Source organism: Mesorhizobium sp. PL10 (assembly GCF_053714315.1).
Genome location: NZ_JBSKBR010000015.1, coordinates 1 through 21,867, shown reverse-complemented (window position 1 = coordinate 21,867; position 21,867 = coordinate 1). Strand labels below are relative to the sequence as shown.

Sequence of the window (21,867 nt, the reverse complement as noted above, 5' to 3'; positions counted from 1 at the left end):
ACCCATCATCCCGGATGGTCAGGAATGGCGCCACCGCTACTTGCCAGGGAGACATGCTATCCTCAGATGAGCTGCGAGGAAATCCAATGCCGAAAAGAAGCGCGGGATTGCTGATCCACCGGACAAAGGCCGGCATTCTCGAATTTCTGCTGGTCCATCCCGGCGGCCCGTTCTGGGCAAGGAAGGATGAAGGCGCGTGGTCGATCCCCAAGGGTCTTGTCGAAGAGAACGAGGATGAGCTGGCGGCCGCCCGGCGCGAGGCCGAGGAGGAACTCGGTGTCGCCATCGAAGGCGATTTCGAGCCTGTCGGCAGCTTCCGGCAAGCCGGCGGCAAGATCGTCATCGCCTGGAGTGTCGAAGCCGACCTCGACGCCGATGCCGTCAAAAGCAGCATGTTCACCATGGAGTGGCCACCAAGGTCGGGCGCGATGAAGGAATTTCCGGAAGTCGACAGGGCCGGCTGGTTTTCATTGGCTGAAGCCAGCCTCAAGATTCTCAGCGGTCAGCGCGCCATCCTCGATGATTTCATGGAGCGTCGCAAAACGGGCTGAGCGCTACGTTGCCCTCCTGTCGGATGGCGAGCCTCAGCGCGCCGCGAGATTGGCGGCTGGAAAGATCGAGCATGTCTCGGTGCCGAAGGCGAGCAATTTGCCCTGCGCGTCCTTCAGCGTCGCTTCCGATACCGCCAGCGTGCGGCCCTTGTGGACGATCTTGCCCTCGCAGACCACCTCGCCGGTCCTTGGCGTGATCGGCCGCGTAAAATTCACTTTGAACTCGGCCGTCGTATAGGCCTCGCCCTTGTCGAGCAGCGTCTGAACCGCGCAGGCCAGTGCGGAGTCCAGCAACGTTGCCGCCCAGCCGCCATGCACGCCGCCCAACGGGTTGAGGTGGCGCTCGCTCGGCATGCCGCGAAACACCGCCCGGCCCTCAGACACCTCGGTCAGCGTAAAATTCAGCCGGAAGGAGATCGGCGGCGCCGGATATTTGCCGTCGATGATCCGCTGCAGCAAGTCGAGGCCGCTGTATTCGAGGAGGTCGGCAAGTGGAATGGTGCCAAGGCCAAGCGGCGAGACCCGGCCTGGATAAAGTTCGACTTCGCTCATGGGATTCTCACGGCGTGATTTCTGGGAGGGCGCCTGCTCTTGCGGCGGCTTTGCCGCCCGAATGATGCTTGCGCAATGCGGCGAGGAAGCCGGTACGCGCGTCTGGCTGTTCGATGCCGCGCGGCTCGTAGACATGGCGGGTAAAGAAGAAACCGGTCAGCCGGAAAGCATCCTCAAGTGCCGCCTGGTCGGCACGCAGGCCGGAGCCGCGCTGCAGGAAGGCCGGCAGCGCCAGCATCTTGTCGCGCCATGGCGCGCCGGCCTGGCGCGATACCGCGCGGCCGGATTTCGGCGAGACATAGGCCAGATCCTGCCGGGCGCCGGTCGCCGCGCACTGGCTGAGATCGAGCCCGAAGCCGAGTTCATCTAGGATGAGCAGTTCAAAGCGCGCCACCAGTTCGCCGGCGGCATCGGCATCGTCGAGATGGGCGATCATCACGGCCAGCGTCTCGTAGAGGCCGCCATGGGCGTCGCGCTCCGGCAGGAGCCTCAGATGCGCGGCCATGGTCTGCAGCCCGTAGACGGCTACCGCGCTGTCCATCAGCCGGGCGGCGTTCATCTCGATCGCCTCCGCCTGGAAGGTGCCGAGATGCTCGTCGAGGCGGGCCCGCCACAGCAGGTCGACGCGGTTGCCCGGCTGAAGCACCGGCTGCTGCTTGCGCGAGCGGCCGCCGCGCACCAGGCCGAGATGGCGGCCATGCGCGCGCGTCATCACCTCGAGGATGGCGCTGGTTTCGCCATGCTTGCGAGTGCCGAGAACGATTCCCTCGTCGCGCCATTCCATGGCGGGAGCTTGTCACCGGTTGCGTGGCGAAATCAAGGATCGTGCCGGGGACCCTGCATGAGCTCCTGACATTGGCTTGCGTCGAAATATCGGAAAACCATCGGAAAGCCGTCGGGATTTTCCGCCACGCAACCCCCAATAAGAACGGGTTGGCCGGCGCGGTCGACTCACAACCTACCGGAATGGTTCGGATGGGTCGTGTCCAGCATGTCGACCGATCGGGCAGCCCGGCGACCTCTCATGCCCCCTGCCCGCCGAGAGGACCCGACATGATTTCCTTCCTGAGCCTGGTGCGAAGGCACCAGCTGATATCCTTCTTTTCAATGGCACTCGGCCTGACCTGGCTGTTGTTCATCCCGTTCTGGCTGTCGAAGGGCGACAGCATTCCGTGGTTCACCTTCGGGCCGGTGGTTGCCGCCTTCACCGTCGCAGCACTTTCCGGGGGCTGGACCTCGGTCAAGGCCATCCTTGCCTCAATGGTGAAGTGGCGGGTGCATCCACTGTGGTATCTCGTGGCGTTCGGCCTGCCGTTCGCGGCACAGCTGGCCTCGATCCTGATCAATCCGCTGCTTGGTTCTCCGGCGCCTGCCTGGGGCAACATTCCGGCGATGAGCGAAATCCTGCCGATTGTCGCGCTTTACGCCGTCTTCAGCGGCCCGCTCGGTGAAGAGCCAGGTTGGCGCGGCTTCGCCACGCCGCGGCTGCTTGCCAGCCATTCGGCGCTCACCAGCAGCCTTATTCTCGGCGTGATCTGGGCGATCTGGCATTTCCCGCTCGGCCTGGTAGGCGACCTCAGCGTCTATGGAACGATCAATGTGGTGCTGGCCGGCGTGGTGTTCACCTGGCTCTACCAGAACACCGGCAGCGTTCTGCTCGCCTTCATCATGCACGTCACGCATCAGAACAGCGTGCGCTTCCTGGGCAAGGTGTTCACCGACGGCGACTATGTGCAGCAGCAGTGGATCGGTGTCGCGATCTGGGCGATCATCGCGGGGGCAATCGTTGCCTACTATGGCTCGGAAAGCTTTGTCCGCCGGCCATCGGCGCACGAGATCGGTATCGATCGTCAGTTTTGGGTCCATCGTCTCAAACTGCCGGGCAGTTCTAGATGACGAATCTCAATGGGGAAACTCCAGCCCCATCTCGCGGTAGCGTTCGGGGTCATCGCCCCAGTTCTCGCGAACCTTGACGAACAGGAACAGGTGCACCTTCTGCTCCAAAATGCCTGATATCTCCATGCGCGCGGACTGGCCGATGGCGCGGATCGTCTCGCCCTTGTGACCGAGCACGATCTTCTTCTGGCTGTCGCGCTCGACATAAATGGTCTGGTCGATGCGCACCGAGCCGTCCGGCTTCTCTTCCCATTTCTCGGTCTCGATATGGGAGGAGTAAGGCAGTTCCTGATGCAGCCTGAGATACAGTTTTTCGCGCGTAATCTCGGCCGCCAGCTGGCGCATCGGCAGGTCGGAAATCTGGTCTTCCGGATAGTACCAGGGGCCAGCCGGCAGCGCTTGCGCGAGGTAGTCGAGCAGGTCCTTGCAGCCCGAGCCGGTAAGCGCCGAGACCATGAAGGTGCGCTTGAACGGCACTTTTTCATTCGCTGCCGCGGACAAGGCCAACAGCGCTTCGTGCTTGACCCGGTCGACCTTGTTGAGGATCAGCACCATCGGCTGGCGGACATCCTTCAGCCGCTCGAGGATGGCGTCGGCGTCGCCCCTGATGCCGCGCTCCGCATCGATCAACAGCAGCACGATATCGGCGTCCTTGGCGCCGCCCCAGGCCGTGGTTACCATCGCGGTGTCGAGCCGGCGCTTCGGCTTGAAGATGCCCGGCGTGTCGACGAAGACGATCTGGGCATTGTCGTGCGTGGCGATGCCGCGCACGATGGCGCGGGTGGTCTGCACCTTGTGGGTGACGATCGACACTTTGGCGCCGACCAGCTGGTTGACCAAAGTCGACTTGCCGGCATTGGGCGCGCCGATCAGGGCGACGAAGCCGGAATGGGTGACGGGAGCCTCCGCTGCCGAGGGCAAGTCTTCACTGGCGGTCATGCCGCACTCCCTTGATTGGCCCAGATGCCTTCACGCACAAGAAATGCCGATGCCGCCGCTTCCTCGGCTGCGCGGCGAGAGCCGCCCATGCCGCTTGCCGGGGCAAAGCCACTGATCCTCACGGAAACCGTGAAAACCGGTTGATGCTCGGGCCCTTCACGTTTTTCGATCGCGTATTCGGGCCGGACATCGCTCGTCTTGGCAATCCATTCCTGCAGGTCGGATTTCGGATTGGGCGGCTTTGCCACCACCTTTAGCGAGCGCGGCACCCAGTACCGCAGGACGAATTGCCTGGCGGCATCGAGGCCGCCATCGATATAGACCGCCGCGATCAGCGCTTCGACCGCGTCGGCCAGATAGTTTCCGCCCGAGCCGCGCGAGCGCGCCTTCAAGGCTGCGTCCGCCCGGACCAGATCTTCCAGCTGCATTTCAATGCCGATCTCGGAACATGTCCGCGCATCGACCAGGGCATTGAAGCGCGGCGCGATTTCACCTTCCGGCGCTTCGGGAAATTTTTCGAAAAGCATGTCGGCAACGATCAGGCCGAGCACGCGGTCGCCGAGGAATTCGAGGCGCTGATTGTTGCTGTTGGCCCTGACCGCACTGGAATGGGTCAGCGCGGTCTCGAGCAAACGGACATCCCGGAAGGAATGGCCGGTTCTGGCTTTCACCAAATCGGCCAGAGTTTCACCAGTCGGGCGCTTCAAGGCCATCAATTTACGAAATGGAACATGCGCGACAGGCGCACCAGCGACGGCCATTTCCAGATCTCGAGCGGGCTCGCTTGGCCGGCGATCGAGAAGAAAACGATGTTGGCGCGGCCGACCAGGTTCTCGGCCGGCACGTAGCCGACGCTGAGGCGGCTGTCGGAAGAGTTGTCCCGGTTGTCGCCCATCATGAAATAGTTGCCGGCGGGCACGACAAACTCTTTGGTGTTGTCGGTGATCGAATTCGGTGTCAGGTCGAGCGTGTCGTAGCTGACGCCGTTGGGCAGCGTCTCGCGATAGACGTCGACCGGCTCAGGCACTTCGGTGATATCCGGATTTTGGATCTGGCCGGTCTTCACACGCGGAACACCCTCGCCGTTGATGAACAGCTGGCCGTTCTTCATCTGGATCTTGTCGCCGGGCAGGCCGACGACGCGCTTGATGTAGTCAAGCGACGGATCCGGCGGGAACTTGAACACCACCACGTCGCCGCGCTTCGGGTCGGAACCCCAGATGCGGCCGGAAAAGATGTCGGGGCCGAACGGCAACGAATAGCGCGAGAAGCCATAGGACCATTTGGTGACGAAGAGATAGTCGCCTTCGAGCAAGGTCGGCCGCATCGATCCCGACGGGATCGAGAAGGGCTGGAACAGCAGCGTGCGGATGACCATGGCCAGCAGCAAAGCCTGGATGATGACGCTGACGATTTCGCCAAGCCCGCCGGATTTCTTCTCGGATTTTTCAGCCACGCTCATGTCGTCCTCGATTATGCGTTGGATGGTATAGAGTCTCGGCGCGCGCTGGGCAACGTCATGCCGGTCCTCAGATGCAATCAATGTGGCGCTTGTTCGGCGGGCAACGCCTCGATGATCACAAAGGCTTGAGCAAGCGGGAAATCATCGGTGATTGTGAGGTGGATCGCCGCTTTGTGCCCTTGCGGCAGGATTTTGGCCAGCCGTGCCGCCGCTCCCCCGGTCAGCGCCATGGTCGGCGCGCCGCTGGGCAGGTTGGCGACGCCCATGTCGCGCCAGAACACGCCTTGCGCCAGGCCGGTGCCGAGCGCCTTGGCGCAGGCCTCCTTGGCGGCGAAGCGCTTGGCATAGGACGCGACACGCCCGGCACGGCCCTCCGAGCGGGCTTGTTCGATCGCGGTGTAGATGCGCTGGATGAAGCGCTGGCCATGCCGTTCCAGCGACTTTTCGATGCGTCTGATGTCGATCAGGTCGCTGCCGATGCCGATGATCATTCCGCCGGAACTTCCCGTCCGCGGTGGCCGGATTTGTGTGCCCGTTCGGCCATGCGCTTCCGGCGCTGCTCGCGAAAGGCGGTCATGCCCCAGCGGGTGATGCCGTAGAAGATGAGGCCGAAGACCAGCCCGAGCGGCACCGCGCCGATCAGCATCGGCTCCAGAATCGGGTGCCACAGCTTGGCAAACGACAGGGTATGCATCATTTCGCCGAGATGCGCGGGGGGGCCGTTCTTGGGCAGGCGCTCATGCAGGATCAGCTTGCCTGTCTCCCAGGACGCGCCCCAGAGCAGCGGGAACGTCAGCGGATTGCCGAAGAACACCGCACCCAGTGCCGCCGCCACCAGATTGCCGGCGATTACCCAGCAGAGCACGGCGGCAATGACGAAATGGAAGCCGAGCGGGAAGAAGGAGGCGAACACGCCGGCCGCGACGCCGGCCGCCACTGCGTGCGGGGTGGCCTTCAGCCTGAGGATGCGCTTGGAGAAATATTGCAACGAGCGAGAAAACGAGCGGCGCGGCCAGAGATAGGTACGCACCCGCTCCAACAGGCCATCAGGCTTGCGGCGTCGAAAAAGCACTCTGTTTCAGTTCCCGTTCAGCAACGCCCCAACCATCCCAGGCCGGACGCGATAGGTCTATCTTGCGCTTCGAGGGCGCAGAAAGGCAACAACGACTTTGATATAGCGACTGCCTTGCCGCGGAACAACGAAACGGCGCCGCGATGGTCTGCCGCAGGCCCGCAACAAGAGCGTTATTGGGGCGAAACTGAGGACAACGTCAGGTGAGAGTTTTCACGGCGACGATAAGGCCGCCCGCGAAGACGACGCCGAGGCGGATACACTATTCCCGATATTCGCTGACTTCGACCAGATTGCCATCCGGGTCGCGGAAATAGACCGACATCATGGCGCCACGAGCGCCGGTGCGCTCGACCGGGCCGACTTCTATTGCCACGCCATTGGCCTCCAGGCTGGCACAGATCTCGGCGAGCGGCCTTGCGGCGACCAGGCAGAAATCCCCGGAGCCGCGCGTCGGCGTCTTGGCTTTCGGTTCAAAAGTGCGGCCGACTTCATGCAGGTTGATCTTCTGCGATCCGAACAGCAGCGCCGTCGGCCGCTCGGGCTCGTCGAGACGCTTCAGGCCAAGCACCCGCTGGTAGAAGGCGCAGCTGTCCTCCACCGAGCGAACCGTCAGCACGAAATGATCGATGCCGGCGATCATGCGGCTTTCTCCACACACATATCGCTGCTCCAAAATCGCCATGCATTCTCGTGTGGCATGCAATCTTGTATCAGGCGGCCTTCCGTTGACATCGCGCGACAAAAGTGTGTATTAATACACATATGAAGAGCATCCATGTGATTGCAATCCTGGTTGCTGATGGTTGGTTCGAAGTCGCTCGAAAAGGCAGTCATGCTCAATTCAAGCACCGCGACAAACCGGGACGGGTCACCGTACCACACCCTAAACGAGACATCCCCATCGGCACCCTGCGCAGCATCGAGAAACAATCCGGGCTGAAATTAAGGTGAGAACCATGCAGCACTACATCGGACTTATCCATAAAGATGCAGAAAGCGACTTTGGCGTCTCTTTTCCTGATTTTCCCGGTTTGGTTACGGCGGGTCAGGATTTGGACGATGCCCGAGGCATGGCCGAAGAAGCCCTCGCCTTCCATATCGAAGGGCTCGTTGAGGACGGCGAGGCTATCCCAGAGCCCTCATCTCTGGCTGAGATTATGGCGTCGGCGATCAATCGCGATGGCGTAGCCATTCTGGTTGAGGTGAAAACCGAAACAAAAAAAGTGGTACGAGTAAACGTCACTCTGCCGGCTGATGTTCTTCAGCGGATCGACGCGTTTGCGGAAGCTCACGGCTATACGCGATCTGGTTTTCTCGCCAAGGCGGCAGAGAAGGTAATGCAGCAAGAGGCTGCCTAACTTTTGTTGCCGAACGTGTAGCGCATTGCCCTAGATGTTGCGGCTGCCGGGCTTGATGGCCGGAATGGCGGCAAGTTCGGGCGGCAGGCGGTCGGCCGGATAGGCCGGCACCTCATATTCGGCGAGCGCGATCAGCGGCACGCCGACATTGGTCTTGCCGGCCGAGCGGTCGATGATGCAGGCGGCGGCCACCACTTCGGCGTCAAGCGCGCGCAGGCAGTCGATGGTCTCGCGGATCGAAAGACCGGTGGTGACGATATCCTCGACGATGACGACGCGCGATCCCGGCGCGATCTCGAAGCGGCGCAGCCTGAACTCGCCGCCTTCGCGCTCGACCCAGATTGCCGGGACGCCGAGATGGCGCGAGGTTTCATAGGCCGGGATAAGGCCACCGATCGCCGGCCCGACGACATAGTCGATCTTGCCCGGTACCGCCTTGCGGATCTTCTCGGCCAGCGCCTTGCACAGGCGCTCGGTCTTGTCGGCATGCATGAACACCCGCGCCTTCTGCAGGAAGACCGGACTGCGCAGGCCAGACGTCAGGATGAAGTGGCCCTCCAGAACAGCGCCCGCCTCGCGGAAAATGCCCAGCACTTCGTCGGTGTTCATGCTCGCTCCATTCACCCATTCACACGCCGCGCATCGCTGACGCTCGAATTGTCCTTGAGCTGCGACAGCAGCCGGTTGAGGTGCTTCAGATCCCAGACTTCGAGATCGATCAGCATTTCGGTGAAGTCGGGCGCGGTGCGCACCATCGACAGCGTATGGATGTTGGCGTCGTTCGAGGCAACCACCTGGGCGATGTCGGCCAACGACCCCGGCGCATTGATGGCGGTCACCGAGACACGCGCCGGAAACCGTTCCTTGGTCTGCTCGTCAATGTCCCAGCGCACGTCGATCCAGCGCTCCGGCTGGTCGTCGAAGGCCTGCAGCGCCGGCGACTGGATGGGGTAGATGGTGATGCCGGTGCCCGGCTGGACGATGCCGACGATGCGGTCGCCGGGCACGGCCCCTTCCGGCGCGAAGCGCACCGGCAGGTCGCCGCGCACGCCGCGGATCGGCACAGCGCCGTCGCGCGGCTGGTCCTTGTCCTTGCGCGCGGCTCGCGTGCCGGGCATCTGGAACAGCATGCCGGCGGCGTTGCGGATCTTCGACCAGCCTTCCTCGCGCTGCTTGGGGGCGCTGACGGTGACGCGCTCGTCCTTGTAGTCGGGGAAGACCGCCTTCATCACGTCGGTCGAGGCGAGTTCGCCGCGTCCGACCGAGGCCAGCACATCCTCGATGTCCTTGCGCGCCAGCCGGTGCAGCACCGGCTTCAGATTTTCCTTGGCGAAAGTCTTGCCGGCACGTTCGAAAGCCCGTTCCAGAATGCGGGCGCCGAGACCGGAATATTGCTTGCGGATGGCGTTCTTGGTAGCCCGACGGATGGCCGAACGGGCCTTGCCGGTGACGACGACCGATTCCCAGGCCGCCGGCGGCACCTGCGCCTTCGAGCGGATGATCTCGACCTCGTCGCCGTTCTTGAGCTCCGTCATCAGCGGCATGATGCGGCCATTGACCTTGGCGCCGACGCAGGTGTCGCCGACATCGGTGTGCACGGCATAGGCAAAGTCGATGGGCGTGGCGCCGCGCGGCAGCGCGATCAGCATGCCTTTCGGCGTGAAGCAGAAAACCTGATCCTGGAACAGCTCCAGCTTGGTGTTCTCGAGGAAATCTTCCGGGTTGTCGCCTTCGGCCAGCTGCTCGATGGTGCGCCGCAGCCATGCATAGGCATTGGTTTCTTTCGAGATCGCGTGGCCTGCACCGTTCGTCTTGCCGCCGGTGTCCTTGTAGATCGAATGGGCCGCGACGCCATATTCGGCGATCTTGTTCATCTCGCGGGTGCGGATCTGCAATTCGACACGCTGGCGCGACGGACCGACGATGGTGGTGTGGATCGAGCGGTAGTCGTTCTGCTTGGGCGTCGAGATGTAATCCTTGAAGCGGCCGGGCACCATCGACCATGTCGTGTGGATGGCGCCGAGCGCGCGGTAACAATCCTCGACGCTGTCGACGACAACGCGGAAGCCGAAGATGTCGGAGAGCTGCTCGAAGGACAGCGCCTTTGCCTCCATCTTGCGGAACACGGACCAAGGCTTTTTCTGCCGGCTTTTCACGCCGGCGTTGATGGCGTGTTTTTCGAACAGCGCCGACAGCGCCTTCTCAATGTCGGTCAACACGCCCTTGTTGCGCTCGAATATCTCAGCAAGTCTTGCGGTGACGGCGCGATACGCTTCCGGATTGATGAAGCGAAAGGCGATCTCTTCCAGCTCCTCGCGCATGCCTTGCATGCCCATGCGCCCCGCGAGCGGCGCGTAGATATCCATCGTCTCCTCGGCGATGCGCAGGCGCTTGGCCTCGGGCATGTGGTCGAGGGTGCGCATATTGTGCAAACGGTCGGCGAGCTTGACCAGCAGGACGCGGACATCCTCCGAGATGGCCAGCAAGAGCTTGCGCAGGTTCTCCGCCTGCTCGGCCTTCTTGGAGACGAGATCGAGCTTCTTCAGCTTGGTCAGGCCTTCGACCAGCTTGCCCATTTCGGGACCGAACAGATCGTCGATCTCGGCCCGCGTCGCGGTGGTGTCCTCGATGGTGTCGTGCAGCAGAGCGACGGCGATCGTCGCCTCGTCCATGTGCATTTCCGTGAGGATGGCGGCGACTTCGAGCGGATGCGAGAAATAGGGATCGCCGGAAGCGCGCTTCTGATGGCCATGCTTCTGCATGGCGTAGACATAGGCCTTGTTGAGCAACGCCTCGTTGACGTCAGGCTTGTAGCGCGCGACGCGCTCGACAAGCTCATACTGACGCATCATGGGCTAGATCTCTCGGTGCTGAAATGATTGATGCGCCGCACTAGCGTACGGCGCATCTCATAGATAGCCACGAAACTGACGGGACGGAAGTGCCGGAACCATATTCCCGGCAGGTCCATAGCGCCTGCTTAGTAGTCGTCGCTCTTTTCCGGGGGTACCAGGCCTTCGATGCCGGCCAGCAGGTCTTCCTCGGTCATGCGATCGAAGGTGACGTTGTCCTCGGCGTCGTCGGCATCGGTTGCCGCGACAGCATTGCCGGTCTGGTCGGCGATCGCCTCGCCGTCGGCTTCCGGCTCATCAACCTCGACATGCTTTTGCAGCGAGTGGATCAGATCTTCCTTGAGGTCGTCGGGCGACAGCGTCTCATCGGCGATCTCGCGCAGCGCCACGACCGGGTTCTTGTCGTTGTCGCGCGGCACGGTGATCGGCGCGCCCTGGCTGATCTGGCGGGCGCGGTGGCCGGCGAGCAGCACGAGCTCGAAGCGGTTGTCGACCTTGTCGATGCAGTCTTCAACGGTTACGCGGGCCATTGATTGCCCCTTTCATGCCTGGATTTGATGGAAAACAGGCGCGGTCCATAACCCGAACGCCGCCAAAATACAAGCATTATGGCGCCAGGGCCTCCGGGCCGGGCCGATGCTGGTTTCGGGTGCCGACGAATGCCTTGCCGGCAAAGCCCGCCCGCCAGTGGCGATACGGCCCCGATCACAATTGCTTGCAGTCAGCCCTAGCACCCTTGGATTGCCGTAAAACTGGCGCTATCTCGGTTGACGAAAGGTCAGCCGGTTTATTTACGAGCCGACCGATATATCAGACCCATTTCGATTAGTCCGCCACCTATTTCGAAAAAGGAATATTGCCATGTTCGACCCCCGTGAAAAAATCGCTCTTTTCATCGACGGCGCCAATCTTTACGCCACCTCGCGCGCACTTGGCTTCGACATAGACTACCGCAAACTGCTGTCGAGCTTCCAGAAGCGCGGCTATCTGCTGCGCGCTTACTACTACACCGCATTGGTTGAGGATCAGGAATACTCCTCAATACGTCCCTTGATCGACTGGCTCGACTATAATGGCTTCAAGGTGGTGACCAAGCCGGCCAAGGAATTCACCGACTCGACCGGCCGCCGCAAGATCAAGGGCAACATGGACATCGAGCTGACCGTCGATGCGCTAGAACTTGCCGATGTCGTCGACCATTATGTCATCTTCTCCGGCGACGGCGATTTCCGCACGCTGGTCGAAGCGCTGCAGCGGCGCGGGCGCAAGGTTTCGATCGTCTCCACCATGGCCTCGCAGCCGCCGATGATCTCGGATGATCTGCGCCGCCAGGCCGACCATTTCATCGACCTGACCTCGCTGAAGAACGAGGTCGGCCGCGATCCTTCCGAGCGTCCGGTGCGCCGGCCTGAGCCGGCGGAAGTCGAAGAGGACGACTATTGAGAAGCGGCCGCCTTGAACGCCGCTTCAGAACCCGACCGCGACTGTCCGCTCTGTCCGCGCCTGCATGATTTCATCGCAGACTGGCGGAGCCGAGAGCCATCCTGGTTCAATGCGCCGGTGCCGACCTTCCTGCCGCCGGAGGGCGACGGCGCCGTCGAGCTTCTGATCGTCGGGCTGGCGCCCGGCCTGCGCGGCGCCAACCGCACCGGGCGACCGTTCACCGGCGACTATGCCGGCGACCTGCTCTACTCCACGCTGATTGCGCACGGCTTTGCCCGCGGCGAGTTCAAGGCGCGGCCCGATGACGGGCTGCAGCTTGTCGGCACCGCGATCACCAATGCGGTGCGCTGCGTGCCACCGGAGAACAAGCCGGTCGGTGCCGAGATCACTACCTGCCGCAGTTTTTTGGTGCCGACGATCGCACGCTTTCCCAGGCTGCGCGCCGTGCTGGCGCTGGGTTCGATCGCGCATCAGTCGACGGTCAGGGCGCTGGGTGGGCGCGTCGCCGCCTATCCGTTCAAGCATGGCGGGCAATTGCCAGCTGGTGCCATCACGCTGTTTTCAAGCTATCACTGCTCGCGCTACAACACCAACACCGGTGTCCTGACGGAAGCGATGTTCGTCAATGTGTTCCGCGACATCGCGGCGTTCCTGCGGGGCTGAGAGCTGCGAAGTGTCGTCTCACACCGGCAGCAGCGCGTCCGGCTTCACGTCCGATATCGACGCATAGGTGTGCGTTTCCCTGACACCCGGCAGCGGCAGGATCACGCGCTTGAGGAAATCCTGGTAGGCGGCCATTTCCGAAATGCGGGCCTTGACCAGATAGTCGAAGCCGCCGACGACCATATGGCATTCCAGCACTTCGGGGGCCTTGGCCACCGCTTCGGCGAAACGGTCGAACACATGCGGCGCCGCCTGGTCGAGCCTGACCTCGATGAAGACGAGCGTGCCACGGCCGATCTTCTGCGGATTGAGCACGGCCCGGACCGCGGTGATGAACCCGTCACGAAACAGGCGCTTCACGCGCTGGCTGGTGCCGGTCGGCGACAGGCCGACACGGGCAGCGAGATCGAGGGTGGTGCGACGCCCATCCTCCTGCAGCAGCCGCAGCAAGCTGCGGTCGATGGCGTCCAGCTGGTCCGATTCATGATTCACGTCTGCAGCGCCCATATTGTGTGAATTTCACTTCCGTATTGTGAAAAGAGCATATTTCGTCGCACCATTTTCAACAATAGGCTGCGCTTCCAACGAAAGCCGCCGGAGGTAGAAGCCTCCGCTGGCAGGATAGAGCGGGATAAAAAATGCGCCTGGCAGAGGGCCTAAACACGAAGCCAGCAATCCTTGCGGGCCCGGCCATGATCGCCATCTACGCCGTCCAGTTTGTCGCCGCCCGCTTCAGCCTGCGGGAGCATCTGACCGCGACCGATCTCGCGACCTTGCGCTTTGTCGGGGCCGGCATGGTCATGCTGCCAGTCGTCTGGCGCAGCGGCCTGGCGACAGGCAAGGCATTGGGCTGGAGGCGTGCCTTGACACTCGCGGTATTGGCCGGACTGCCCTACCCGATCATTATCAATTGGGGGCTCACTTACGCACCCGCCGCGCATGGGGCGGCACTTTGCCCAGCTTCGATCGTGTTCTTCTCGTTCGTGCTGTCGCACATCGCCACGACGGACAAGGCCTCGGGCCAGCGAACCATTGGCGTCGCTGCCATCATTGCCGGGCTGATCCTGTTCATTGCGCCGGTGCGCACCGATGGCGGCATGAAGGACGTCCTCTTCGGCGATCTCCTGTTCATCGCATCGGGCGCAATGTTTGCCACCTATGCCGTTCTCGTGCGGCGCTGGCGCGTCGATCCGGTTACGGCGACCGCAACGGTCGTGCTCCTGTCATGCGTGCCGCTGCCGCTGCTCTGTTTCTTTGCCCCAAGCGGCCTGCGCGCCGCATCAGTGGCCGAGATCGCCAGCCAGATCGTCATTCAAGGGTTTTTGGCAGGTGCGGCAGCCATGTTCCTCTATACCTATGTCGTCCGACAGTTGGGGTCGCAGACGGCATCGTTGTTCATGCCATGCGTGCCGATCGCGACGGTCCTCATCGCCATGACGGTGCTCGGTGAGATGCCGACAGGCACCCAATTCGCCGCCATCCTGATCATGGCTGCGGGGATGGCTTTTTCGGCTGTCGCCAGACCTGTGAGCAAGACTGCGTGAGACTGCGGTAGCCAAAGCGGATGCCTGCCTGATCCGATCAGGGCAATGGACGCGTTTGTGGAAAGACCGATCCCGGCCTGGCAAACAACTCGGCCAGCGTTTGCTGCCTGCCCTGCAGGACATTGAGATCGACATCACCCTCGATGCCGTCGACGCGGCCCATATTGTGATACTGCCAATAGATCCAGCCGTCCTCACTCGGCTTGAGGGCCAGCGAGCGCAGCCAGCGCTGACGCACAGTTATCTGTCCGAGATAGGCCGCCGCGGCCTCGTCGGTCAGGTAGATGATCGCCGGCTTGCCGAACGCAGCTTCCACCGGACCGAGGAAGGCCTGAAGCTCCACGCTCAGTTGTTCCGGCGAAGGTCGTTGCGGACAGTTGCCGCCGAATTCGATGTCGACCACCGGCGGCAGCAGCGGTTGATCGTGCGGCACGACCGCAATGAAATTCTTCGCCTGGTCGGCGCCTGGCCGGCAGAAGGTGAAGAAGTGGTAGGCGCCGACAGCAAGGCCGGCCGCGCGCGCCTCGCGCAGGTTCTTGGCGAAGGCGTCGTCGACATGGTCGCCGCCCTCGGTCGCCTTGATGACGGCGAAGGCGACATCGTCGCCGGCGACCCGCCGCCAGTCGATCTCACCCTGATGATGGGAAACGTCGATGCCTCTGACCGGATAGCTCTCGCGATCCGGCGAGAAGGTCTGGAAGTAGAAAAAGCCGCCTGCCGCCACGAGGCCGACAAAGACCAGACTGGCCGCGCCCCAGAGAACAATCCGATTTTTCAAGACGATCCCCTGTTGGAACAGCCGGTTCAGCCGTTCCACCCTTGAAAGCCAGACTGTTGGCTTTTTTCGGGCTATCGCCTGAAGGCCGGCCCTGCGCTATGGCTCCGGGCGTTCGTCGCTCGAAAAGCCAAATCGTTGGCTTTTCGTCCGCTACGCGGACCACTCCTCACCCACGTTCTTTCAGCAACCGGCCCTTCTCGCGCGACCAGTCGCGCTGCTTTTCGGTCTCGCGCTTGTCGTGCAGTTTCTTGCCGCGGCCGACGGCGAGCAGGAGTTTGGCGCGGCCCTGGTCGTTGAAATAGATCTTTAGCGGCACCAGCGTCATGCCTTCGCGCTCGATGCTCTGCGACAGTTTTGCCATCTCGCGCTTGTTGAGCAGCAGCTTGCGGCGCCGGCGCGGCTCATGGTTGAAGCGGTTGGCCTGCAGATATTCCGGCAGATAGGAATTGATCAGCCAGATCTCGCCGCCTTCGACGGAGGCATAACTGTCCTGGATGTTGGCCTGGCCCTGGCGCAGCGACTTGACCTCGGTGCCGGTCAGCACAAGGCCGGCCTCCACCGTGTCGAGCACCTCATACGAAAACCGCGCCTTGCGGTTCTCCGCAACGGTCTTGTTGTTGGGATCGGCTTTTCTGACTTGATTCATGATGTGGAGAGGTGGCACCTCATCCTCAATTTATCAAGCCGGCGTGCTTCATCGCCGCATCGATCCGCTCCGCGGTCGATGCCTCGATCGTCACCAGCGGCGAGCGCACCACGTTCTCGACCTTGCCAATCTTCGACAGCGCGTACTTGACGCCGCACAGGCCGGGCTCGAGGAAGATCGCCTTGTGCAGCGGCAGCAGACGGTCCTGCAACTCCAGCGCCTTGGCGCTGTCGCCGGACAGTGTGGCTTCCTGGAATTCGGCGCACAGTCGCGGCGCGACATTTGACGTCACCGAGATACAGCCGACACCGCCATGGGCGTTGAAGCCGAGCGCGGAGGCATCCTCGCCCGAAAGCTGGATGAAATCCTTGCCGCAGGTGGCGCGCTGTTCGGACACGCGCTCGACCTTGCCGGTGGCATCCTTGACGCCGACGATGTTCTTGAAGTCGTGTGCCAGCCGGCCCATCGTTTCGGGCATCATGTCGATGACCGAGCGCGGCGGGATGTTGTAGATGATGATCGGCAGGCTGGTCGCCCTGGCGACGGCAGCGAAATGCTCGTAGAGGCCGCGCTGCGTCGGCTTGTTGTAATAAGGCGTGACGACCAATGCCGCATCGGCGCCCGCCTGCTCGGCATACTGCACCAGACCAACCGCTTCCGCAGTGTTGTTGGAGCCGGCGCCGGCAACGACCGGAGCGCGGCCGTTGGCGACCTCGATGCAGACCTTGACGACATGGCGGTGCTCGTCATGCGATAGCGTCGGCGACTCGCCGGTGGTGCCGACCGGAACCAGACCCGTGGTGCCCTCGCCAAGTTGCCACTCGACGAAAGCGCGAAAGGCTTTCTCGTCGAAACGCCCGCTCTTTTCGAACGGTGTCACGAGCGCAGTAAGCGAGCCTCTCAGCATGTCGTCCAACTCCTTGGGACTTCTCGGGTTTCTTGATGTGTTTCAGCGTCGGCGCCTTCTAGCCGAAAGCGAAGCCGCGCACCATAGTCTCGACACTGTTCAGCGGCAAGCATGCCGATGGTGCCAGCAAGCGCAATTCGAACGGCCTCGATAACCCTTTGTTTACGGGCTCTTCACGACCTAAGTCTAGGCTCTCGGGCACCTGGGCTTGCCATTTAAGGTGCCGCAACAGGGAAAGATCAGGATCCATGCCGACCAGTCGGCCCTTCCGCTTCGTATTGCTTGGCGCCGTTGCCCTGCTGATAGTGGGGACGGCGGCAAACGAAAGCGTCGACGAGCAGACGACCTCATCGATCCCGATGCCAAGCCTGCAAAATGGGGGCCTGCAGGACGGGGCGCAGACCGATGCGCCCTCCGCCAGCATCGTCGTGTTGAAAGCCGGTCTCGACGCGTTGGCGACCGGCGATATTGCCGCGGCACGCGCCCTGCGCGAAACATTGCCGGCCAATTCGCTCGACCGCCATATCCTGGCCTGGGCGATCGCGCTCTATGGCGGCGACCGTGTGCCGAGCAGCGAGATTGCCGATACCCCAAAGATGCTGCCGAACTGGCCGGGCACAATCGCCCTGCGCAAGAACAGCGAGCGCGCGCTCTACCGCGAAAGCCCCCCGCCGCAGACAGTGGTGAAAGCCTTTGACGGAAGCCAGCCGCTGACCTTCGAAGGCGTGGTGATCCTTGCCCGATCCTATGTGGCGCTGGGCAATGCCAAGGCCGCGCTTTCAGTTTTGTCGCCGTTCTGGCGCACCGAAAAGCTGGAAGCGAAGGATGAGGCGTCCGTCATCAAGGAGTTTGGCGCTATTATCCCGGCTGCCGACCATCGTTTCCGCATGGAACGGATGTTTTATGCCGAGCGAGAAAATTCGGCGCTGCGGGTCGCCGCGCTTGCCGGCGCGCAACCGCTGGCCGATGCCTGGGCCGCTGCCTCGCGTGGCGACAAGAACGCGGCCAAGCTCTTGAAAGCAGTACCTGAAGCACAACGATCGGCCGGCTATTTCTTCGCGCAAGCCGAATATCTGCGCAAGCAGCGGAAGTTCGCGGACGCTGCGGCGGTGGTGATGAAAGCGCCAACCGATCGCGACGCGCTGGTCGATCCCGATGCCTGGTGGGTCGAGCGCCGCGTGCTGTCGCGCGCACTGGTCGACCAGGGCGACTGGAAGACCGCCTACAAGATCGTTGCCGCGCATGCCGCCGAAAGCCCCGCCAGTGCCGCCGAAGCCGAATTCCACGCCGGCTGGTATGCGCTGCGCGGCCTCAACGACCCTGCGACGGCTGCGACCCATTTTGCCCGCATCGCCGATCTTGCGCAGGGGCCGATGTCGCTCTCGCGCGCCTATTACTGGCTTGGCCGCGCGGCGGAAGTCGGCGGTCCCGGCGATGCGAAGGATTATTTCACCAAGGCAGCGGCCTATGGCACCACTTTCTACGGCCAGTTGGCGGCGGAACGGGTTGGCCTGCGCACGCTGAACATCGTCTACCCCGAGCCAAGCAACGCAGACCGCCAAAGCTTTGACGGACGCGAAGCGGTCAGCGCCATCAAGCGGCTGCAGGAAGCGGGCTATGACCGCTATGCCGAGACGCTCTACCGCGATCTCGCCGGTCAGTTGACCAGCCCCGGCGAACTGGCGCTGCTGGCGGTGCTGGCGGAAAACCAGGGCAACCATTTCATGGCGCTGAAGATCGGCAAGATCGCCGGGGCGCGCGGCATCGATGTCGGCGCGCTGTCGCATCCGCTGGGCGTCATTCCCGACACCGCCGACATTTCCGGCTCGGGCAAGGCGCTGGCCTACGCAATCGCGCGCCAGGAAAGCGAGTTCAATGTCGGCGCCGTCTCCAGCGCCGGCGCGCGCGGCCTGCTGCAACTGATGCCGGGCACCGCAAAGCAATTGGCGAAGAAGGCAGGACTGAGCTTTTCGCAGGACCGGCTGACCAGCGATGCCGGCTACAATGCGACGCTGGGCGCGGCCTTTCTCGGCGAGCAGCTCGACCGCTTCGGCGGCTCCTACGTGCTGACGTTCGCCGGCTACAATGCCGGCCCCAACCGTGCAGCCCAGTGGGTGGCCAAATATGGCGATCCGCGCGGCAAGGGAATAGATGCCGTCGTCGACTGGATCGAGCGGATTCCCTACACGGAAACCAGAAGTTACGTACAGCGCGTGATGGAGAATTACGAAGTCTACAAGATGCGCATTTCGGGGGAGTACGACATTGTCGGGGATCTCGTGAACGGGCGGAGCTGAGCTTTTTTGTCCTTCCCCCCTTGTGGGGGAAGGTGGCCTCGCGAAGCGAGGTCGGATGAGGGGTGTTCCAGGGAACGCTAACGTCTCACTCCGATGGAACACCCCTCATCCGTCTCGGCGCTGCGCGCCGATCCACCTTCTCCCAGGGGGAGAAGGGAAGACCCTCCAATTTGACCACTCCCGCCCGCGCCTGTAGCAGTCGGAGACGATCGCCGGGAGTCATTTCAGATGCCAAACCACGACGGCTTTTCCGATTTCTTCTACACAGCGCCGGATGGGCTCAGGCTTCACGCCCGCGTCTACGGCGAGACGAATTCGACAGCGTGGCCGGCGGTCTGCCTGCCCGGCCTGACCCGCAACGCGCGCGACTTTCATGAGCTGGCGCTTTACCTGTCGCAGCGGGCCGACAATGCACGCAAGGTGATCGCCTTCGACTATCGCGGCCGCGGCCAATCGGCCTACGATCCCGATATCGGACACTACAATGTCGGCATCGAAGCCGGCGACATCCTCGCCGGGCTTGCGGCACTCGACATCGCGGACGCAGCCTTTATCGGCACGTCGCGCGGCGGGCTGATCATCCATGTGCTCGGCACGTTGCGGCCAACCGTGCTGAAAGCCATCGTGCTCAACGACATCGGCCCGGTGATCGAAGCCGCCGGGCTCGCCCATATCCGGACCTATCTCGATCCGTCACCGAGGCCGAAGAGCCGGACCGAGGCTATGGAGGCCCAAAGCAGCGCTCATGGCGGTGACTTTTCCGCGCTGACCGCGGCGGATTGGGACCGCATGGTATCAGCCCTCTATCGCGAGACCGATCAGGGGCTGGTGCCGGATTTCGACCCCAAGCTGGTCGAGACGCTGGCCGGCCTCGACCTCAGCAAGCCGTTGACGGGCCTGTGGCCGCAGTTCGATTCGCTGATGGCCATACCGCTGCTTGCCATACGTGGCGCCAACTCGAAACTTTTGTCGGTGGAGACATTCGAAGAGATGGGCAAGCGCCATCCCGGCATGGAAGCGATCACCGTTGAGGGCCAGGGCCACGCCCCCTTCCTGGAGACAGGCAAACTGCCCAGCGCCATCGCAGCTTTCCTGGACAAGGCCGAAAACACAGCTCCAGCAAAGTAGCCCCCAAGAATAAATATGATCCTGGGGCTGCCGTTCAGTATATCACCGATCGGTGGAACTATTTGGCTTTCGAGCTTTTCCTGGGTGCCTTGACCGTTTTCGCCGCGGTCGCTTCGCCCTTTTGCTTCGGCGGCGCTGCCGTTGAAGGCGTGGTCAGCGGCGATGCGAAGGTCGAATTTTGCGTGTCACCGGACAGCCCTTCGCCGCGGGGTGTTTCCAGCACGACGACGCAACCGTCAAGATCGTTTGTGGCCAGATGCGCATAACGCATGGTCATCGAAAGCGTCTGGTGGCCGAGCCACATCTGCACGCGGCGGATGTCGATGCCGCCCTGGACAAGACGCGAGGCGCAGGTGTGACGCAAGATGTGCGGTACCACCTGGTCATCTGCGCCGAGGCCAACCTCGGCTTTCGCATCGTTCCAGATGGCGCGAAACTGCGCCTGGCTGAGTTTTGTGAACGGACCTTTGGGCCTGCGACCCTCTGAGGGCGGCAGTTTGATCACCTCTTTGACCCGTTCGGTCATCGGAATGGTGCGGCTGCGGCCGGATTTGGTGATCCAGAACGAGACGCGGTGTTCCTGGATGTCATTCCAGATCAGTCCGAGCGCTTCGCCGAGGCGGCAGCCGGTGTCGACGAGAAAGACCGAGAGACGATAGGCATCCTCGTTGCGGCTCTTGATGGCAGCGAACAGCCTTGCCTCTTCGTCCCTTTCAAGGAAACGAATCCGTCCCGCCCGCTCCTTCTGGCGGCGGAACTCGGGCAGGCTGTGGATATCGCCCATCTTGTAAGCCTTGCGCAGCAGTTTGCTGAGGGCAGCCATCTTTCGATTGATGGTTGCGTTGCTGTTGCCGCGCTGGCGCAAGGTGCCGATAAGGTTGTCCAGGGTGCTCTGGTCGAAGGCGCTGAACCGTTCTCCGAGGAGAATCTCGTCTATTTCGCCGATGAAGGAACTGACATTGTACTTATGCCGCCCATCATCCCAGAGTATGTCCCGGTATGCTGAAAAAAGCTCTCCGACCCTGTGCGACTTTACTTCTCGGATTTTGTTGTAGCTGTATCTTATCTTCGAGGTTTGAGAAGAAAACATCGAGAAATGATCGGCGGGATCACCCTCTTGCGTCGCTTCGTTGGTCATCAATTGCCACACCCCCGAGTGGATAGAGTCAGACCTACCCGCTTGGAAGCGTCCTTTCAAGAGATTTAAATCACGCAGTTGTGACTTCATCCGCCCATCAGCGGATCCCACGAACTCACCCTTGCGGACTGTTCAGCTGCCGATTCCCCCTGTTCCTTCTGCTTGTCTTGACCCAGTCACGAAACAAAAACAGCCCGGGCGTTGAAGCGCCCGGGCTGGTATTCACCTGTCTAAAGCCAGTCCTTAGAACGAGCGCTGGAAGCGGAGCATGCCGCCGATGGCGTCGTCGCCGCCATCAGAAATACCGGTCCAGTTGTGGTTCAGGCCATCGGCCTCATCGATACTGCCTGCATTGATGTAGTCAACTTCGGCCGTAACCGTCAGGCCCGGGACAACATCGTAAGCGATGTTGGCGGCGATGGCGAGGTTCTCACCTTCGTCATACGAGACCTGGGCGTTGAACGAGGTCTTCTCGTTGATGGTGTAGGTGCCACCACCCCAGACTGCCCAGTTGCCATCCCACTGCTTGTAGAAGCCGCGGCCACCGGCCGGGAACGCGTAGGTCGGATCCGAATAATTGTCGTCGGTGCCGTAGCCGCCCATGATGAAGAGCGACAGGTTCTGCATCGGGGTGATGT

General features: G+C 62.3%; 26 protein-coding genes. 9 read left to right on the top strand and 17 right to left on the bottom strand.

Features of this window, described 5'->3' with window-relative positions:
• Positions 1-86 precede the first annotated feature (86 nt).
• Positions 87-551, top strand: a complete 465-nt coding sequence (locus ACWGTO_RS22720) for an NUDIX domain-containing protein (protein WP_454577041.1) — start codon at positions 87-89, stop codon at positions 549-551.
• Positions 552-584: 33 nt separating this feature from the next.
• On the opposite strand, the gene ACWGTO_RS22715 is transcribed toward ACWGTO_RS22720, so the two are convergent.
• Positions 585-1,103: a PaaI family thioesterase gene (locus tag ACWGTO_RS22715; RefSeq protein WP_454577040.1), complete on the bottom strand. Its 519-nt coding sequence runs from the start codon at positions 1,101-1,103 to the stop codon at positions 585-587.
• A gap of 7 nt (positions 1,104-1,110) precedes the next feature.
• Positions 1,111-1,887, bottom strand: coding sequence for a DNA repair protein RecO (gene recO / locus ACWGTO_RS22710; RefSeq protein ID WP_454577039.1), 777 nt, complete (start codon positions 1,885-1,887; stop codon positions 1,111-1,113).
• A 269-nt stretch (positions 1,888-2,156) separates the two neighbouring features.
• Here recO and ACWGTO_RS22705 point away from each other — a divergent pair, with 269 nt between their 5' ends.
• On the top strand, positions 2,157-2,999 hold the full coding sequence (locus ACWGTO_RS22705) for a CPBP family intramembrane glutamic endopeptidase (protein WP_454577038.1): 843 nt from the start codon (positions 2,157-2,159) through the stop codon (positions 2,997-2,999).
• A gap of 6 nt (positions 3,000-3,005) precedes the next feature.
• Here the strand turns inward: ACWGTO_RS22705 and era are convergent, their stop codons facing one another.
• The 6 genes from era to ACWGTO_RS22675 form a co-directional block, all read right to left on the bottom strand.
• A complete protein-coding gene (gene era / locus ACWGTO_RS22700) occupies positions 3,006-3,938 on the bottom strand; it encodes a GTPase Era (protein ID WP_454577037.1) in 933 nt (310 codons plus the stop codon).
• Positions 3,935-4,651 carry a ribonuclease III gene (gene rnc, locus ACWGTO_RS22695; protein ID WP_454577036.1) on the bottom strand — a complete coding sequence of 239 codons (717 nt, stop codon included), beginning with the start codon at positions 4,649-4,651 and terminating at the stop codon, positions 3,935-3,937. Before rnc ends, era begins: the two co-directional genes overlap by 4 nt.
• The gene (gene lepB, locus ACWGTO_RS22690; RefSeq protein ID WP_454577035.1) at positions 4,651-5,400 is read right to left on the bottom strand and encodes a signal peptidase I; all 750 of its coding nucleotides are present in this window, start codon (positions 5,398-5,400) and stop codon (positions 4,651-4,653) included. The genes rnc and lepB overlap by 1 nt, the downstream gene beginning before the upstream one ends.
• Before the next feature lie 77 nt (positions 5,401-5,477).
• Positions 5,478-5,891 (bottom strand): holo-ACP synthase, encoded by a 414-nt coding sequence (gene acpS, locus ACWGTO_RS22685; RefSeq protein WP_454577034.1) that lies wholly within the window; start codon positions 5,889-5,891, stop codon positions 5,478-5,480.
• Positions 5,888-6,472, bottom strand: coding sequence for a DUF2062 domain-containing protein (locus tag ACWGTO_RS22680; RefSeq protein ID WP_454577033.1), 585 nt, complete (start codon positions 6,470-6,472; stop codon positions 5,888-5,890). Before ACWGTO_RS22680 ends, acpS begins: the two co-directional genes overlap by 4 nt.
• A 262-nt stretch (positions 6,473-6,734) precedes the next feature.
• Positions 6,735-7,115 (bottom strand): VOC family protein, encoded by a 381-nt coding sequence (locus tag ACWGTO_RS22675; protein ID WP_454577032.1) that lies wholly within the window; start codon positions 7,113-7,115, stop codon positions 6,735-6,737.
• Between the two features lie 122 nt (positions 7,116-7,237).
• Between ACWGTO_RS22675 and ACWGTO_RS22670 the strand changes: the two genes are divergently transcribed.
• Both ACWGTO_RS22670 and ACWGTO_RS22665 read left to right on the top strand, forming a co-directional pair.
• Complete coding sequence (locus ACWGTO_RS22670; protein ID WP_454577031.1) at positions 7,238-7,426, top strand: type II toxin-antitoxin system HicA family toxin; 189 nt, start codon at positions 7,238-7,240, stop codon at positions 7,424-7,426.
• 5 nt (positions 7,427-7,431) lie between these two features.
• Positions 7,432-7,833, top strand: coding sequence for a type II toxin-antitoxin system HicB family antitoxin (locus ACWGTO_RS22665; RefSeq protein ID WP_454577030.1), 402 nt, complete (start codon positions 7,432-7,434; stop codon positions 7,831-7,833).
• A gap of 30 nt (positions 7,834-7,863) precedes the next feature.
• Here the strand turns inward: ACWGTO_RS22665 and pyrE are convergent, their stop codons facing one another.
• The 3 genes from pyrE to rpoZ form a co-directional block, all read right to left on the bottom strand.
• Entirely contained in the window at positions 7,864-8,442 is a 579-nt protein-coding gene (gene pyrE / locus ACWGTO_RS22660; RefSeq protein WP_454577029.1) for an orotate phosphoribosyltransferase, read from the bottom strand.
• 11 nt (positions 8,443-8,453) lie between these two features.
• On the bottom strand, positions 8,454-10,685 hold the full coding sequence (locus ACWGTO_RS22655) for a RelA/SpoT family protein (protein ID WP_454577028.1): 2,232 nt from the start codon (positions 10,683-10,685) through the stop codon (positions 8,454-8,456).
• A gap of 128 nt (positions 10,686-10,813) precedes the next feature.
• Positions 10,814-11,215 (bottom strand): DNA-directed RNA polymerase subunit omega, encoded by a 402-nt coding sequence (rpoZ, locus tag ACWGTO_RS22650; protein WP_025583642.1) that lies wholly within the window; start codon positions 11,213-11,215, stop codon positions 10,814-10,816.
• 331 nt (positions 11,216-11,546) lie between these two features.
• Between rpoZ and ACWGTO_RS22645 the strand changes: the two genes are divergently transcribed.
• Both ACWGTO_RS22645 and ACWGTO_RS22640 read left to right on the top strand, forming a co-directional pair.
• Positions 11,547-12,128: a LabA-like NYN domain-containing protein gene (locus tag ACWGTO_RS22645; RefSeq protein WP_454577027.1), complete on the top strand. Its 582-nt coding sequence runs from the start codon at positions 11,547-11,549 to the stop codon at positions 12,126-12,128.
• Between the two features lie 12 nt (positions 12,129-12,140).
• Positions 12,141-12,791, top strand: a complete 651-nt coding sequence (locus ACWGTO_RS22640; protein ID WP_454577026.1) for a uracil-DNA glycosylase — start codon at positions 12,141-12,143, stop codon at positions 12,789-12,791.
• Positions 12,792-12,809: 18 nt separating this feature from the next.
• On the opposite strand, the gene ACWGTO_RS22635 is transcribed toward ACWGTO_RS22640, so the two are convergent.
• Positions 12,810-13,298 (bottom strand): Lrp/AsnC family transcriptional regulator, encoded by a 489-nt coding sequence (locus tag ACWGTO_RS22635; RefSeq protein ID WP_454577025.1) that lies wholly within the window; start codon positions 13,296-13,298, stop codon positions 12,810-12,812.
• Between the two features lie 131 nt (positions 13,299-13,429).
• Between ACWGTO_RS22635 and ACWGTO_RS22630 the strand changes: the two genes are divergently transcribed.
• Positions 13,430-14,335 carry a DMT family transporter gene (locus tag ACWGTO_RS22630; protein WP_454577024.1) on the top strand — a complete coding sequence of 302 codons (906 nt, stop codon included), beginning with the start codon at positions 13,430-13,432 and terminating at the stop codon, positions 14,333-14,335.
• A 37-nt stretch (positions 14,336-14,372) separates the two neighbouring features.
• Here the strand turns inward: ACWGTO_RS22630 and ACWGTO_RS22625 are convergent, their stop codons facing one another.
• The 3 genes from ACWGTO_RS22625 to dapA all read right to left on the bottom strand — a co-directional run bounded on the left by ACWGTO_RS22625 (position 14,373) and on the right by dapA (position 16,666).
• Positions 14,373-15,113 carry a glycoside hydrolase family 25 protein gene (locus ACWGTO_RS22625; RefSeq protein WP_454577023.1) on the bottom strand — a complete coding sequence of 247 codons (741 nt, stop codon included), beginning with the start codon at positions 15,111-15,113 and terminating at the stop codon, positions 14,373-14,375.
• Positions 15,114-15,279: 166 nt separating this feature from the next.
• Positions 15,280-15,759, bottom strand: a complete 480-nt coding sequence (gene smpB / locus ACWGTO_RS22620; RefSeq protein WP_025583626.1) for an SsrA-binding protein SmpB — start codon at positions 15,757-15,759, stop codon at positions 15,280-15,282.
• Between the two features lie 25 nt (positions 15,760-15,784).
• Entirely contained in the window at positions 15,785-16,666 is an 882-nt protein-coding gene (dapA, locus tag ACWGTO_RS22615; protein WP_454577022.1) for a 4-hydroxy-tetrahydrodipicolinate synthase, read from the bottom strand.
• Positions 16,667-16,914: 248 nt separating this feature from the next.
• On the opposite strand from dapA, the gene ACWGTO_RS22610 reads away from it, so the two are divergent.
• Together ACWGTO_RS22610 and ACWGTO_RS22605 are read left to right on the top strand one after the other, a co-directional pair.
• Positions 16,915-18,963 (top strand): lytic transglycosylase domain-containing protein, encoded by a 2,049-nt coding sequence (locus ACWGTO_RS22610; protein WP_454577021.1) that lies wholly within the window; start codon positions 16,915-16,917, stop codon positions 18,961-18,963.
• Positions 18,964-19,191: 228 nt separating this feature from the next.
• Positions 19,192-20,091 carry an alpha/beta fold hydrolase gene (locus ACWGTO_RS22605; protein WP_454577020.1) on the top strand — a complete coding sequence of 300 codons (900 nt, stop codon included), beginning with the start codon at positions 19,192-19,194 and terminating at the stop codon, positions 20,089-20,091.
• 58 nt (positions 20,092-20,149) lie between these two features.
• Here the strand turns inward: ACWGTO_RS22605 and ACWGTO_RS22600 are convergent, their stop codons facing one another.
• Entirely contained in the window at positions 20,150-21,181 is a 1,032-nt protein-coding gene (locus tag ACWGTO_RS22600) for a tyrosine-type recombinase/integrase (protein WP_454577165.1), read from the bottom strand.
• Between the two features lie 291 nt (positions 21,182-21,472).
• Positions 21,473-21,867, bottom strand: a 395-nt coding sequence (locus tag ACWGTO_RS22595) for a porin (RefSeq protein WP_454577019.1), incomplete at its 5' end; no start/stop codon positions are given.